The organism is Salinilacustrithrix flava (genome assembly GCF_041228405.1).
Lineage (GTDB): Bacteria > Actinomycetota > Acidimicrobiia > Acidimicrobiales > Salinilacustritrichaceae > Salinilacustrithrix > Salinilacustrithrix flava.
Genome location: NZ_CP133888.1, coordinates 2,373,612 through 2,387,442, shown reverse-complemented (window position 1 = coordinate 2,387,442; position 13,831 = coordinate 2,373,612). Strand labels below are relative to the sequence as shown.

Genomic DNA, 13,831 nt, shown 5'->3' with positions numbered 1-13,831 from the left:
TCGAGGTGACAGATGGGCCCTGTGGTTGATGGTCATGCTGCTTGGCGGCGGCGGTGGGTGTCGAGGATCTCGGAGGGCTTGCGGCCGGCCATGTAGTCGCCGTGGTTGCGTCGCCGCGTGTTGTAGCGGATCAGCCAGGCGTTGGCTTCGGCCTGGAGCTGGCGGACCGAGTTGAAGTGGCGTCGGTGGAACGCTGGCCGCCAGCACTCCTGGAGCATCGTGCCCTGGAACCGTTCGCACACGGCGTTGTGGTTCGGTGAGCGGGGCGGGATCCGGACGTGGTCGATGCCGATCTCGGCGAGGTGGTGCCGGAACGCGAGTCCCTTGTACTCGGGTCCGTTGTCGGACAGCACCCGCCGGAGCGGGATCCCAAGGCGGCGCATCGTGGTGCGGACGTGGTCGATGAAGCGGATCGTGTCGGCGGTGGTGACCGGCCCGATGATGAGCTTCACGATCGCCCATCGGGTGCAGGTGTCCACGGCGGTGAGTTGGTACACCTTGCCCACGCCTTTGAGGTTGCCGATGTAGAAGCTGTCCACGGCCACGAGATCGCCAGGGTGGCCGGCCCAGTGGCAGAACCCGAACGGCTCGCCCAGCGCTTCGGTGACCGGTTCGGTAATGATCCCGGCCAGCGCAGCGATTGCCGCAGCCCGGGCGATGCGTTGGCGGCGCCGACCCAGGCCGTGGTCGACCAGAATCCGCTGCACGGTCGTCTTGCCGATCTCATAGCCCAGCTCCTGGAGCCGGTCGGCGAGCTGGCGGCAGCCGAGCGTCGGCTCGACTACGGCAACGGCGAGCAGGTCGGCGACCACGTGGGTCGGGGTCTCGCTGGGCTGGGCCGGGCGGCGCCGGTCTCTGGGCCACAGCGCCTCGAGCCCGTAGAGCTCGGAGGTGTTCTTCCATTCGTAGTAGCGGGTGCGGGACACGCCGATCTGGCGGCAGGCGGCGGAGATGTTGCCGAGTTCTTCAGCGAGATCAAGCAACCGGACGCGCCGGTGGTAGATGATCTCTGCAGAGGTGGTCATGGTGATGGGTTCCTTTGGATCTGTGGAAGGAACCACAGGGTCCATCACCAGGCCCCTCTGTAGAGGGACCTGCAACCTCAACCCCCGGACAGCAAGGCCTAGGCCTTCCTGTCCGGGGTCGGCTCAGGGCCGCTCGGCACCGGCGAGGCGGTGGCCCTCGTCGGAGGCCGCCTGCGGCGACACCACGAGCACCGGGACCGTGGAGTGCCGGACGGTCCGGGCCGCGGTGCCGCCGAGGACGTTCGGGCGACCGGCGCTACGTCCATGCGAGCCCAGCACCAGCACGGCGCCCGGCTCGAAGCGGACGTGGTCGATGAGCGCCCGGGGCACGTCGTGGCCGTGGAGCACGTCCCAGCTGCGCACCGGCGGATCGACCCGCAGGGCGAGGCGGTGGAGCTCGGCGCTCTCGGCAACGTCGCTCGTGTAGGCCATCTCGTCGGTGACCTCGACGAGCTCGATGGGCACGCCGAAGCGCCGGGACAGGCCGGACGCCACGTCGAGAGCACCGAGGGAGTCCGACGAGCCGTCCACGGCGACGGTGAGGCGGCGCAGCTCGCCCACCGGCTCGCAGACCGGACCGATCAGCAGCGTGGGCGCAGAGGACGACCGGACCAGGTCGGCGCTGACGCTGCCGAGGACCAGCTCGCCGAGGGGCCCGCGCCCGTGGCTGTCGAGCACGACGAGATCGGGATCGGTGCTCGTGATGTGGTGCAGGAGGACGTCGACCACGCCGGGGCCCTCGAGCCGACGGACCTCGACGGCGGCGCCGGGGAAGCGATTGGCCTCCTCGGCGAGGAAGGTGTCGACCACCTCGGCCGGCAGCCCGGCGGTCGTGACCGCCACCAGCTCGACGGTCGTCGCCGGGGTCGCGAGGGCGACCGCGATCTGGGCTGCCGGCATCGACGGGTGGGCCGGGTCGAGGGGGACGAGGAAGCGCAGCGGGTTCATGACCGCTCCTTCGGGACGACGACGACGGGGACGGTGGCGTGCTCGGTGACCTGGCGGCTGACCGAGCCGAGGAGCATCCCGGCGAGCCCGCCGTGACCCCGCGCGCCGACCACGAGCAGGGAGGCGCCGCGACCCGCTTCGACCAGCACGGTCGACGCCGGTCCTTCGATCACGAGCTCGCGGACCGGTTCGACGAGCTCGCCGGCGTCGACCTGGTCGATCACCTTGGTGAGCACCGCTTCAGCCGCATCCTTGAACTCGGCGGGGTCGAGCATGAGCGGCATCACCGATGCAGCTCCGACGTAGGGGACGTGGAAGGCGCTGACGGCTTCGACCACGGCACCACGCAGGACGGCCTCGGCGACCCCCCAACGCAGCGCGGCGACCGAGCCCTCGGACCCGTCCACGCCCACGACGATGCGTTCCATCACTGCCTCCTGCGGCCGGTGGACGATCGCCACTCGGCTTCAGGGCCAGCATCGCCCGGGAGCGGACGAGGGGCACAGGGTCTGCGGTCCCGGCTTCCCCGGGCCGAACGGTCGCCGCCGATCGGCGGCGAGCATGCCCCTGGGTCCCGTTCAGCGCCGATGCTCCCGGCGCCGGCGGCGGGTCAGCGGCCGGTGAAGGCGGCTTTGCCCGGACCGTGCTCCCGGAAGGAGGCGACGCCGATCTGGCTGTCCTCGGTGCGGAACGAGTCGGCGAACAGGCGCTGCTCGAGCCGGAGGCCGGCGGCGAGGTCGCCGTCGAGGCCCTCGTCGATGGCCTGCTTGGCCAGGCCGACCACCGCACCGGGACCGGCGGCGAGCTCGACGGCCCACGCCATGGCGGACTCCTCGAACTCGTCGGCGGGGACGACCCGGTCGACGAGCCCGATGCGCAGCGCCTCCTCGGCGCCGACCTGTCGACCCGAGAAGATGAGGTCCTTGGCCCGGGCCGGGCCCACGAGCCGGGCGAGGCGCTGGGTGCCGCCGCCCCCGGGGATGATGCCGAGGAGGATCTCGGGCTGGCCGAAGCGGGCCCGATCGCTGGCGATGCGCAGGTCGCAGGCGAGGGCGAGCTCGCAGCCCCCGCCGAGGGCGTACCCGCCGATGGCGGCGACCGTGGCGCGCGGGATGGCGGCGACCGCCTCGAGCGCGTCGAGGAAGGCACCGCCCACCGTCTCGGCCTCCTCCGGCCCGCCGAACTCGCTGATGTCGGCCCCGGCGGCGAACACCTTCGGTCCGCCGGTGACCAGCACCGAGCGGGGCGGGTCGTCGATCAGCGACCGAGCGGCGTCGCGCAGCTGGTGCAGCAGCGCCGAGGACAGCGCGTTGACCTTGGGGTTGTCGAGGGTGATGACGGCGACACCGTCGTCGCGTCGTTCCAGGTGCACGAGGTCAGCCACGCCGGCGGACCCTACCCACCGAGGAGCTCGTCGGCGGCGGCCCAGGGATCGGTGCCCCGGGTCTCCACATCGTCGAGGAGGGCCTCGTAGCGATCGCCGTCGGATGCCTGGCGGGCCCGCTCGAGCAGGCGCTCGGCGACGATGCGGGTCAGCTCCTCGCGGGCGCGGCGTCCCCGGCGCCGGCCGAGCTCACCGGAGGACTCGAGGTGGGCGCGGTGGGCGAGGATCTGCTCCCACAGCTCGGAGACGCCGGTGCCCTCGGTGGCCACGGCATCGACGACCGGTGGACGCCACTCGCCGTAGTCGGTGAGGTCGAGCATGCCGTCGAGGTCGCGGCGGGTCTCCTCGGCACCGGGCCGGTCGGCCTTGTTGATGACGAAGACATCGGCGATCTCCATGAGCCCGGCCTTGTTGGCCTGCACGGCATCACCCCAGCCTGGGTTCACCACGACGACGGTGGTGTCGGCGGCACCGACGATCTCGACCTCGACCTGGCCCACGCCGACGGTCTCCACCAGCACCCAGGGGAAGCCGGCGGCGTCGAGGACGCGCACGGCCTGGGGGGTGGCGAGCGCGAGACCGCCGAGGTGGCCCCGCGTGGCCATCGAGCGGATGAACACGCCGTCGTCGAGGGCGTGGTCCTGCATGCGGATCCGGTCGCCGAGGATGGCGCCGCCGGTGAACGGCGACGAGGGGTCGATGGCCAGCACCGACACCCGCTCACCGCGCGAGCGAAGCTCGCCGAGCAGGGCGGAGGTCAGCGTGGACTTCCCGGCGCCGGGCGCGCCGGTGATGCCGACGGTGTAGGCCGCGCCGCTGCGGGCGTGAGCGAGGGCGCCTGCGGCGCGAGCGTCGTCACCGCCTCGCTCGACCATGGAGAGCAGGCGCGCCACCGATCGGCGGTCGCCCTCGGCCGCGGCATCCATGAGCTGTTCGGCATCCCGTCCGGGTCCGGTCATGGACCGAACTCTTACAGGCTGACGGAGCTCTCGATGAAGGTCTCGCCGATGTTGCGCACCTCGGTGACGCCCTCGACGCGGTCCTTCAGGATGCGCTCGATCCCGGCCTTGAGGGTGACGGTGGAGGCGGGGCACGACACGCAGGCCCCGACCAGCTCGACCTCGACGATGCCGGTCTCGGTGTCCACGCTGCGGAGGAAGACGTCGCCGTTGTCGGCCTGCACCGCCGGACGGATGGCTTCGATGACCTTCTGGATCTGCTCTTCCACCGGAACGGGGCTCCTCACGGGGGCGGGGGTCCCTCAGTCTGGCGAGGGGCACCTCTGCTGAACAACGTGGGGGTCCCGCGTGTTCCCGCATGGCTGGGAGCGATCACGCCGCGGATGGGACAGTGTGCCGGTGAACCGGACCGGTGCCCCCTCCCCCGCCGCGGCCGGATGACCACCGTCGAGGTCACCAGAGCCGTCGACGACGAGGAGCTGGCGGCGTTCCTGGCCCCCCGAGACGACGTGGTGCGCGAGGCCCCGCCCACGGGCCCGCCGGACGACCTGCGCTTCGGTCTCGACGTCGGCCCGTTCCAGCGCTACGAGCGCCGGGTACAGGTGCGTGAGACCGCGGAGGGCACCCGGGAGGTCACCCAGACCACCGAGTTCGTGCTCGGCATCGGCTTCTGGTCCTTCCTGTTCCTGCCCCTGATCCGCCGGGCGACCAGGCGCCCCGGCGGCGCGAGCCCGTGGTGGGCGCCGCCGCAGGTGCTCGACGCCCAGGCCGGCGCGTCGCTCGCCTCGCTGGCGTCGCTCTCCCTGATCGGGGGCTACCTCGGCACGCTCATCACCCAGACGCTGACCTACGCAGCCGACGAGTTCGACGTGGGCGAGCGGGCCCAGAGCGACACCTTCGCCGCCGTCCGGATCGGCGTGTTCCTGGCCATGGCGGTGGCCGCGTGGGCGGACCGCAACGGGCGGCGCCGGGCGCTGCTCTGGTGCGCCGGTGCGGGCATCGTGGCCACCTCCCTCGGCGCGCTGGCGCCGAACATGGTCGTGCTCGGCGGCACCCAGCTGGTCGCCCGGGGGCTCTCGACCGCGCTGGCGCTGCTCATCGTCGTGGTCGTGGCCGAGGAGATGCCCGCCGGCTCCCGGGCCTACGGCGTCAGCCTGCTGACGATGACCGCCGGCCTCGGCGCCGGCAACGTGCTCTGGCTGCTGCCCCTCGTGGAGCTGGACGAGCGGGCGTGGCGGATCCTCTACGTCGTCCCGCTGCTGTTCCTGCCGCTGATCAAGATCACGGCGCCGCTGCTGCCCGAGTCCCGCCGGTTCGTCCGTCGCCACGCCACCGCCCGCTTCGCCGGCCACGGCGGGCGCCTGGCCCTGCTCGCCGGATCGGCCCTGGCCCTGGCCGCGTTCAGCTCGCCGGCGTCCCAGCTCCAGAACGAGTACCTGCGTGAGGACTTCGGCTTCTCCGCGGCCCAGATCACCGCCTTCACCATCCTCACGATCACGCCCGGCGGCATCGGCATCGTGCTCGGCGGCCGCCTCGCCGACGTCCGGGGCAAGCGCCTCATCGGCGGCATCGGCGTCGCCGGCGGCACGATCTTCACCGCCCTCATGTACCTGACGGACTCGCCGCCGCTGCTCTGGGCCGCCTCCGCCGTCGGGTCGATCATCGGCGGCCTGGCCGTCCCCGCCCTCTCCGTCTACGGGCCCGAGCTGTTCCCCACGTCGCTGCGCACGAAGGCCAACGTGGCGATCACCGCCCTGGGGGTCAGCGGCTCGGTCGTCGGCCTGCTCATCGCCGGCCGCCTGGCCGAGCGGTGGTCGCTCGGCCCGGGCGTCGCCGCCCTCGCCGTGGGCCCGGCCATCGTGGTCCTGCTGCTCCTGCCCCGCTACCCGGAGACGGCCCACCGCGAGCTGGAGGAGCTGAACCCCGAGGATGCCCTCGGCACGCCCGGCGTCGGAGGCATCCTGTGAGCATGCAGGGCACCGCCGCGGCCGAGGGCGCGCTGCCGAGGCCGCGGCTGCGCGGCGTCATCCACCGCTACGCCTCCGTCGGGTTCGCCGTCGGCTTCGTCGTTCTGGTGGTCGTGGCCGACGCCGGCGACCGGTCCTGGCTCGCCGTCTACGGGCTGGCCGTCACCACCATGCTCGCGGTGAGCGCGGCGTACCACAGCGGGCGGCTCTCCCCCGCCGCCCAGGGCGTGTTCAAGCGCATCGACCACTCGACGATCCTGCTCGCCATCGCCGGCTCCTACACCGGCATCGTGGGCGTCGGCCTGGACGGGTCGGCGCGCACCCGGCTGCTGGTCGCGGTCTGGGTCCTCGCCGCCATCGGCATGGCGATCCGCATGCTGTGGCTCCACGCCCCGTACCCGATCGTGGCCGTGGTGTACGTGGCCGTCGGGTGGGTGGCCGTGATCGACATCGGCGCCCTCACCGATGCGCTCACCGGAACGGAGCTCGCGCTCGTCGTGCTCGGTGGCGTCCTCTACTCGGTCGGCGCGGCCGTCTACGCCCTGCACGCCCCGAACCCGTGGCCGGCCACGTTCGGCTACCACGAGCTCTTCCACGCCGTGGTCGTGCTGGCGGCCGCGGTGCACTTCGGCGCAGTGTGCTCCCTGGTCGCCACCGGCTAGGACTGGGACATGACCTCGTGGATGGAGATCGTGGCCGAGAACCCGGGCCACTCGAGCTGGTACATCGAGCGGTTCCGCACGATGGCCGCGAACGGCGACGACCTCGAGGGCGAGGCCCGCTTCGTCGACGCCATGGTGCCGCGAGGCGCTCGCATCCTCGACGCCGGCTGCGGTCCGGGGCGCGTCGGTGGTGCGCTGCACCAGCGGGGCCACCAGGTCGTCGGCGTCGACGTGGACCCGGCGCTGATCGAGGCGGCGGAGCAGGACCACCCCGGCCCGACGTGGCTGGTCGGCGACCTGGCCGAGCTGGATCTCCCCTCCCGCGGCATCGAGGGCGGCTTCGATGTCATCGTCTGCGCCGGCAACGTCATCACGTTCATCCCGGCCGCCGACCGTCGCCCGGCCCTCGAGCACCTGGGGCGGCACCTGACCGACGACGGGCGCATCGCCATCGGCTTCGGCGACCACCGCGGCTACGGCTTCGACGAGTTCCGCGCCGACGTCGACGCCGCGGGCCTCGCGATCGAGCTCGAGCTGTCGACCTGGGACATCCGGCCGTTCCGCGAGAGCTCGGACTTCATGGTCGCCCTCCTGCGCCGGACCTGACCCGAACTGGCAGTGCTGGTGTCGCGGTCAGCCGTCCAACCAGCCGGCGACCGCAGCCACCACCGCCGCGTCGTCTCGGGGTGAGTGGGGCTCGCCCTCGAGCCAGACGAAGTCGACGGGGCCGGTGATGGCACCGGCGTGGCGCTCGAGCTCCTCGGGGCTGGCGAAGGGGTCCTTGGTGCCGGACACGAACAGGGTCGGCGCCGTGATGTCGGCGAAGTGGTCGATGCGCAGGTCGTCGGGCTTGCCCGGCGGGTGCAGCGGGTAGCTGAGCAGGACGAGCCCGGCCACCGGCTCACCGGCGGCGACCAGCATCGAGCACATGCGCCCGCCGAAGGACCGCCCGCCGATGGCGAGCTCTGCGGTGTCGACGCCGAGGCGATCGGCGAAGTCCTCCATGTCCTCCCGGAGCTGCTCGTGCACCTTGCGCACGGCCCGGCCGCGGATGGTGATGCGCTCCACCGGCACGCCGAGCCCCTCGTCGAGGGCGACCAGGGTGCGGTTGTCCCGGTCGGCGCTGGCCCCGGGGGTGACGAGCAGACCGGCGACCGCCGGGCGCGCGGGCTTCTTCCTCGGGCTCACGACAGCAGGATCCTCCTGGCCTCGGTCAGGTCGTTGATGCGCTTGGCGGCGTCGTCCGTGGCGCCGCCGTGATCGGGGTGCGCGGCGCGCAGGGCGTCGCGGAAGCGGCGCTGCACGAGCTTGCGGTCGGGCATGTCGGCGTCCGCGGCAGCGCCGCCCGTCGCGGCCTGCATGCCGAGGGTCAGCAGCGCCCAGCGGACCGGGTCCTCGTAGACGTCGGCCGACCACTCCTGGCCGCCGTCGAGGCCGGAGAGGTGGGCGTAGAGCCGCCGGTCGAGGGGGCCACCCCACCGCAGGCCCTTGCGGATGGCATCCATGACCGCCCGTCGGGGGCCGGGCTCCATGCCGCCGGCGGTGTACACGGCACCGAGCATCAGCTGCAGGCCGGTGCCCTTGTTCTCGAAGTCGATGACCAGTCCCCCGTCCTCGCGGCGGAGGCGGGCGCGGGAGCGGGTGAGCCCGTGGCGGTCGTCCTGGAAGCGGTGGCGCATGCGGGGCTGGACGATGCGCTGACCCTCCTGGAGCTGGAGGGTGAGCTTCAGCAGGCTCTCGAAGAGGTCCTCGTCGAGCTCGTTGCGGTGGTGGGCCACGATGCCGCCGAGCAGCACACCGCCGGGACCGGGGGCCGGATCGACCGGCAGGTGGCTCGGGGCGAGGGCGAGGCGACGGGTGGGAGCGAAGGGCCGGGAGTGGTAGATCGCCAGCTCGGCCAGGGCGTCCATGGATCGACGCTACCGGTCACACCAGGGGGCGCAGGCGTCGCCGCAGGCGGTAGGCGGCCTCGGTGATCTCCTCGGCGGGGCCGGCAGCGTGGAACAGGTCGATGATCTCGTCGACCTGGTCGACGACCTGGCCCCACTCCTTCTCGTCCAGGCCGTAGGGCGGGTGCTCGCCGATGCGCTCCGCCGCGTCGAGGAACCCGTTCACCGCGTCGGTGCTGGCGCCGCCCTGGAGCCGGTCGGCGGCCGTGAACAGGTCGCCGAGGACCTGCACGTCGGTGTCGTCGCCGTCGTCGGCCTCGGGGGGGAGCTCGTCGGGGAAGCGGATCGTGGGCAGCAGGGCGTCGACGCGCGCCTCGTCCTCGACGTGCACGACCACCTCGTAGCCGTCGGCGACCCACTCGTGGGGAAGGCCGAGCTCGTGGAGGATGTCGTCGAGCTCGTCGAGCTCGGTCGGGTCCCACTCGAACAGCTCGTAGCCGACCTGCTCCTTCGCATCGTCGAGCGGCGGGCAGTCGTCGCTGTCCGCGGTGGCCTCGGCCCGGGGATCGGGGCCGTCGAGCATGGACGTGTCCAGCTCCAGGTCGCCGTCGTGGTCGTCCTGTCCGGGCTCGTTCAGCACCCCTGCAGGCTACGTCGGTCCCGGGCGGTCGCCCCTAACCGCCCACCAGGCCGGTGAGGGCGCCGGCCTCGGTCGCGACCCGGTCGCGGAGGCCGTCGGCGGCGGCCACGTCCAGCTCGAGCAGGTCGAGCGCGTGGTGCCGCCCGGTCTCGGCGGAGATGAGCTCGTCCGCGGCGGCCACCACGATGGTGGTGGGGGCCGAGCCGTGGAACGGATCGTGGTGGTCGGCGACGGCGTCGGCGATCACGTCGGGCACCCGCCAGTCGAGGAGGTGCTCGGCGCCGGCGAGGGCGTGATCGGTGCCGAAGACCCGCTTCTCGGCCCGGAGCTGGTCGGCGTGGGTCTCGAAGGTGGCGTGGAGGCGGGCGTACTCGCTGGGGCTGTCCTGCAGGAGCAGCAGCTCCCCGATGTCGTGGAGCAGGCCGGCGGCGAAGGCGTCGTCGGGGTGCACGCCGGCGGCCGGCGCCAGCAGGCGGGCGGCGATCGCGACCCGGACGGCGTGGTCGTGGGCGTCGGCGACGAACGCGCTGGTGTCGACCAGGGCGGCGGTGTTGGCGATGGCGAGCGTCTGCACCACGCCGGTGCCGACGACGGTCACGGCCTGGGCCAGGTCGGTGACCCGACGGCACAGCCCGAACTGCGACGAGTTCGCCAGAGCCAGGACCCGTGCGGCGAGTCCGGGGTCGTGCCCGACCACGGACGCCACCGAGGCGGCGGTCGCCGCACGGTCGGCGATGGCCTCCATCAGCACCGGAAGGGTGGTGGTGGACACCGGCGGCTGCCGCTTGGTGTTGATCATGCCGGGTCCTCCTGACGCATGCAGCACCATCGGCACCCATGGTGGGGATCTTGAGCACTCTGCGTGGTCATCCGGGCTGGCGCTGCCCGCACCGGCCGCGGGTACGGTTCGCGCATGCCCCAGCCCCAGGCTCCCGACCGCAACCTCGCCCTCGAGCTCGTCCGCGTGACCGAGGCCGCGGCCCTGGCCGCCAGCCGCTGGATGGGCCGCGGGGACAAGGAGGGCGCCGACGGCGCCGCCGTGGACGCCATGCGCATCGTGCTCGGTTCGGTGCCCATGGACGGCATCGTCATCATCGGCGAGGGCGAGAAGGACGAGGCGCCGATGCTCTACAACGGCGAGCACATCGGCGATGGCAACCCGCCCAAGGTAGACATCGCCGTGGATCCCATCGACGGCACCACGCTCACCGCGCTCGGGCGCAGCGGGGCGATCTCGGTCATCGCCATGTCGGAGCAGGGCTCGATGTTCGACCCGGGGCCTTGCATGTACATGGAGAAGATCGCCACCGGGCCCGAGGCGCGCGACGCGATCGACCTCAACAAGAGCCCGACCGAGAACCTCAAGGCCGTCGCGGCGGCCAAGGGCGACGCCGTGCGCGACCTCACCGCCGTGATCCTCGACCGCGACCGCCACAAGGACCTCATCGCCGAGGTGCGCGAGGCCGGCGCCCGGGTGCGGCTGATCCCCGACGGCGATGTGGCCGGTGCCATCTCCACCTGCTGGCCCCAGTCCGGTGCCGACATCCTGTTCGGCATCGGCGGCACCCCTGAGGGCGTCATCACCGCCGCTGCGCTCAAGGCCATGGGCGGCGCCCACCTCGGGCGCCTCTGGCCCCGCAACGAGGCCGAGCGCCGGGCCGCACTCGATGCTGGCTACGACCTGGACCGGGTCCTCACCGAGGACGACCTGATCCGCAGCGACAACTGCTTCTTCGCCGCCACCGGCATCACCGACGGCGAGCTGCTCCGCGGCGTCCACTACGACAACCGGGGCGCGTCGACGCAGTCGCTGGTGATGCGCTCCAAGTCGGGGACGGTCCGCCTCATCGAGGCCCAGCACAAGATCGACAAGCTGGCCGCCTACGCGAGCGTCGACTTCTGAATCAGCCCAACCCGAAGCGGTAGGCGATGTAGGGATCCCAGCCCCGGTCCACGTTCTCGAGCACCGTCACCCGGTCCAGCTCGACCTGCACCCGGAACCCCGCGAGCAGGTCGAGCGCCGGGTCCGGCCCGTCGGTCGGACCGCCGTCGATGTCGACGGTGCAGTGGGGGTGGAACGGACGCTTCTCCGGGCGGTCCAGCACGTCGGTCCAGCACGACCGGTGCAGCTCGACCACCGGCTCCCAGGGATCGACGGCGAGGAACCGGACGGGCGAGGTCTCCGCGAAGGTGTCCACCGGACCGAGCGTGAGCGCCATCGGCCCGGCGGCCCGGGCCGCGGCCTGCACCACGGCGAGCGCGTCGCCGATCTGGTCCTCGTGCAGGTTGATCGGCGGGATGATCGTGATGTGGGGGTCGATCCGGCCGAGCTGGCGGTCGCCCAGGGCGCGCCGCAGGCCGTCGATCTCGATCGAGACCGGCGGCGGGACCACCAGGGCGACGGCGAAGCGACGACGGGCCACGTCGTCAGCGCTCCGCCCCGCTCAGCGGCTCAGTGCGGGGTGTGGCCGGCCGCTTCGAGGCGCACGTGCGCCCGGCGCAGCGCGGCCTCGGCCTCGGTGTCGTGCTCCTGGCGCAGGTGGAGCTCGGCCTGCTCCTTGGCCCGGCGGGCCCGCTCCACGTCGATCTGGCTGGCCATCTCCGCCACGTCGGAGAGCACGGTGACCGAGGAGGACTCCGCGGTGCCCGACACCTCGACGAAGCCTCCGTGGACGGCGACCTTCTCGTCCGCGCCGCCGCCGGCGGGGCGGACGGTGAGGATGCCGGTGCCGAGGGCGCCGACGAAGGGGGCGTGCCCCGGCAGGAACGCGATGTCACCGCCGCCCACGGTGCGGGCGATGACCATCTCAGCCTGGCCGGACCACAGGATGCGCTCGGGCGAGACCAGCTCGACCTGCATCGGCACCCCGATCACTCCCCGCCGGTGGACTTGCGCAGCTGCTCGGCCTTGCGACGGGCGTCGTCGGCACCGCCGACGTTCAGGAAGGCCTGCTCGGGCAGGTCGTCCAGCTCGCCGTTGATGAGCTGCTCGAAGGAGTCGACGGTCTCCTCGGCGGGGGTGAACACGCCGGGGAGGCCGGTGAAGACCTCGGCCACGAACATCGGCTGGGAGAGGAACCGCTGGATCTTGCGGGCCCGGGCCACGAGGATCTTGTCCTCCTCGGACAGCTCGTCGAGACCGAGGATGGCGATGATGTCCTGCAGCTCCTTGTAGCGCTGGAGGATCTCCTGGACCCGGGTGGCGACGCCGTAGTGGCGGTCGCCGACGACCTCGGGCGACAGGATCGACGAGGTCGACGCGATCGGGTCCACGGCGGGGTAGATGCCGAGGGCGGCGATGTCGCGGGACAGCTCGGTGGTGGCGTCGAGGTGCGTGAAGGTCGTGAACGGGGCCGGGTCGGTGTAGTCGTCGGCGGGCACGTAGACGGCCTGCAGCGAGGTGATCGAGCGACCCTTGGTCGAGGTGATGCGCTCCTGGAGGGTGCCCATCTCGTCGGCCAGCGTGGGCTGGTAGCCCACGGCGGAGGGCATGCGGCCGAGGAGGGTGGACACCTCGGAGCCGGCCTGCACGAACCGGAAGATGTTGTCGATGAAGAGCAGCACGTCCTGGTTGCGCTCGTCGCGGAAGTACTCGGCGATGGTGAGGGCCGACAGGGCGACGCGCAGGCGCACACCCGGGGGCTCGTCCATCTGGCCGAACACGAGGGCGGCCTTGTCCAGGACCGACGTGTTCTCGTCGATCTTGGTCTCGCCCATCTCGATGAAGAGGTCGGTGCCCTCACGGGTGCGCTCGCCCACCCCGGCGAAGGCGGAGACGCCACCGAACTGGGAGGCCACGCGGTTGATCATCTCGGTGATGAGCACGGTCTTGCCCACGCCGGCGCCACCGAACAGGCCGATCTTGCCGCCTCGCAGGTACGGGGTCAGGAGGTCGATGACCTTGATGCCGGTCTCGAACACCTCCTTCTTCGGGGCCAGGTCGGCGAAGTCGGGGGCGGCGCGGTGGATCGGGCGGTAGCCGTCGATCTTGGACATGTCGAGGGAGTCGACGTCGAGCGGCTCGCCGAGCACGTTCAGCACGTGGCCGAGCACGCCGTCGCCCACCGGCATCTGGAGCGGGTGGCCGAGGTTGCGGACCTCGGTGCCGCGGATGAGGCCGTCGGTGGGCTTCATGCAGATGGCCCGCACGCGGCTGTTGCCGAGCTGCTGGGCCGTCTCGGCGACGACGGTGATGTCCTCGCCGCCGACGTTGATGGTCATCTCGAGCGCGAAGTTGATGTCGGGGAGCTCCCCGGTGGGGAACTCGACGTCGACCACGGGGCCGGCGATGGCCACGATGCGGCCCGACTTGAGCTGGCCGGCTTCTTGGCTGGTGGGCTCGGTGACGGTCACGGGG

Annotated in this window: 17 protein-coding genes; 4 read left to right on the top strand and 13 right to left on the bottom strand. The window is 72.4% G+C overall.

Features of this window, described 5'->3' with window-relative positions; translation table 11 throughout:
* Positions 1-32 precede the first annotated feature (32 nt).
* The 6 genes from RGQ06_RS11785 to RGQ06_RS11760 form a co-directional block, all read right to left on the bottom strand.
* Positions 33-1,025: an integrase core domain-containing protein gene (locus RGQ06_RS11785; protein WP_432430660.1), complete on the bottom strand. Its 993-nt coding sequence runs from the start codon at positions 1,023-1,025 to the stop codon at positions 33-35.
* A 123-nt stretch (positions 1,026-1,148) separates the two neighbouring features.
* A complete protein-coding gene (locus tag RGQ06_RS11780; RefSeq protein ID WP_432428798.1) occupies positions 1,149-1,973 on the bottom strand; it encodes a universal stress protein in 825 nt (274 codons plus the stop codon).
* Entirely contained in the window at positions 1,970-2,401 is a 432-nt protein-coding gene (locus RGQ06_RS11775) for a universal stress protein (RefSeq protein WP_432428799.1), read from the bottom strand. The genes RGQ06_RS11780 and RGQ06_RS11775 overlap by 4 nt, the downstream gene beginning before the upstream one ends.
* Positions 2,402-2,583: 182 nt before the next feature.
* Positions 2,584-3,357 (bottom strand): enoyl-CoA hydratase/isomerase family protein, encoded by a 774-nt coding sequence (locus RGQ06_RS11770; RefSeq protein ID WP_432428800.1) that lies wholly within the window; start codon positions 3,355-3,357, stop codon positions 2,584-2,586.
* Between the two features lie 11 nt (positions 3,358-3,368).
* Positions 3,369-4,316, bottom strand: a complete 948-nt coding sequence (meaB, locus tag RGQ06_RS11765) for a methylmalonyl Co-A mutase-associated GTPase MeaB (RefSeq protein ID WP_432428801.1) — start codon at positions 4,314-4,316, stop codon at positions 3,369-3,371.
* An 11-nt stretch (positions 4,317-4,327) separates the two neighbouring features.
* A complete protein-coding gene (locus RGQ06_RS11760; protein ID WP_432428802.1) occupies positions 4,328-4,585 on the bottom strand; it encodes a NifU family protein in 258 nt (85 codons plus the stop codon).
* Between the two features lie 168 nt (positions 4,586-4,753).
* Between RGQ06_RS11760 and RGQ06_RS11755 the strand changes: the two genes are divergently transcribed.
* Genes RGQ06_RS11755 through RGQ06_RS11745 form a run of 3 tightly spaced genes read left to right on the top strand, consistent with a single transcriptional unit; the run spans position 4,754 to position 7,551 of the window.
* Entirely contained in the window at positions 4,754-6,283 is a 1,530-nt protein-coding gene (locus RGQ06_RS11755) for an MFS transporter (protein WP_432428803.1), read from the top strand.
* A 2-nt stretch (positions 6,284-6,285) separates the two neighbouring features.
* Positions 6,286-6,945 carry a PAQR family membrane homeostasis protein TrhA gene (gene trhA, locus RGQ06_RS11750; RefSeq protein WP_432428804.1) on the top strand — a complete coding sequence of 220 codons (660 nt, stop codon included), beginning with the start codon at positions 6,286-6,288 and terminating at the stop codon, positions 6,943-6,945.
* Between the two features lie 9 nt (positions 6,946-6,954).
* Positions 6,955-7,551: a class I SAM-dependent methyltransferase gene (locus tag RGQ06_RS11745; RefSeq protein WP_432428805.1), complete on the top strand. Its 597-nt coding sequence runs from the start codon at positions 6,955-6,957 to the stop codon at positions 7,549-7,551.
* A 27-nt stretch (positions 7,552-7,578) separates the two neighbouring features.
* Here RGQ06_RS11745 and RGQ06_RS11740 read toward each other — a convergent pair whose 3' ends face one another.
* Genes RGQ06_RS11740 through RGQ06_RS11725 form a run of 4 tightly spaced genes read right to left on the bottom strand, consistent with a single transcriptional unit; the run spans position 7,579 to position 10,273 of the window.
* The gene (locus tag RGQ06_RS11740) at positions 7,579-8,133 is read right to left on the bottom strand and encodes an alpha/beta hydrolase family protein (RefSeq protein WP_432428806.1); all 555 of its coding nucleotides are present in this window, start codon (positions 8,131-8,133) and stop codon (positions 7,579-7,581) included.
* Complete coding sequence (locus tag RGQ06_RS11735) at positions 8,130-8,855, bottom strand: hypothetical protein (RefSeq protein ID WP_432428807.1); 726 nt, start codon at positions 8,853-8,855, stop codon at positions 8,130-8,132. The genes RGQ06_RS11740 and RGQ06_RS11735 overlap by 4 nt, the downstream gene beginning before the upstream one ends.
* Positions 8,856-8,871: 16 nt before the next feature.
* Positions 8,872-9,474, bottom strand: a complete 603-nt coding sequence (locus RGQ06_RS11730; RefSeq protein ID WP_432428808.1) for a hypothetical protein — start codon at positions 9,472-9,474, stop codon at positions 8,872-8,874.
* A gap of 34 nt (positions 9,475-9,508) precedes the next feature.
* Positions 9,509-10,273, bottom strand: a complete 765-nt coding sequence (locus RGQ06_RS11725) for an HDOD domain-containing protein (RefSeq protein ID WP_432428809.1) — start codon at positions 10,271-10,273, stop codon at positions 9,509-9,511.
* Between the two features lie 114 nt (positions 10,274-10,387).
* Between RGQ06_RS11725 and glpX the strand changes: the two genes are divergently transcribed.
* Positions 10,388-11,377: a class II fructose-bisphosphatase gene (gene glpX, locus RGQ06_RS11720; protein ID WP_432428810.1), complete on the top strand. Its 990-nt coding sequence runs from the start codon at positions 10,388-10,390 to the stop codon at positions 11,375-11,377.
* A 1-nt stretch (position 11,378) separates the two neighbouring features.
* On the opposite strand, the gene RGQ06_RS11715 is transcribed toward glpX, so the two are convergent.
* From RGQ06_RS11715 to atpD, 3 genes are read right to left on the bottom strand one after another with little or no spacing between them, the layout of a single operon-like run.
* On the bottom strand, positions 11,379-11,897 hold the full coding sequence (locus RGQ06_RS11715; RefSeq protein ID WP_432428811.1) for a 2'-5' RNA ligase family protein: 519 nt from the start codon (positions 11,895-11,897) through the stop codon (positions 11,379-11,381).
* 29 nt (positions 11,898-11,926) lie between these two features.
* Positions 11,927-12,334, bottom strand: a complete 408-nt coding sequence (atpC, locus tag RGQ06_RS11710; protein WP_432428812.1) for an ATP synthase F1 subunit epsilon — start codon at positions 12,332-12,334, stop codon at positions 11,927-11,929.
* An 11-nt stretch (positions 12,335-12,345) separates the two neighbouring features.
* Positions 12,346-13,827: a F0F1 ATP synthase subunit beta gene (gene atpD, locus RGQ06_RS11705; protein WP_432428813.1), complete on the bottom strand. Its 1,482-nt coding sequence runs from the start codon at positions 13,825-13,827 to the stop codon at positions 12,346-12,348.
* Between the last annotated feature and the right edge of the window lie 4 nt (positions 13,828-13,831).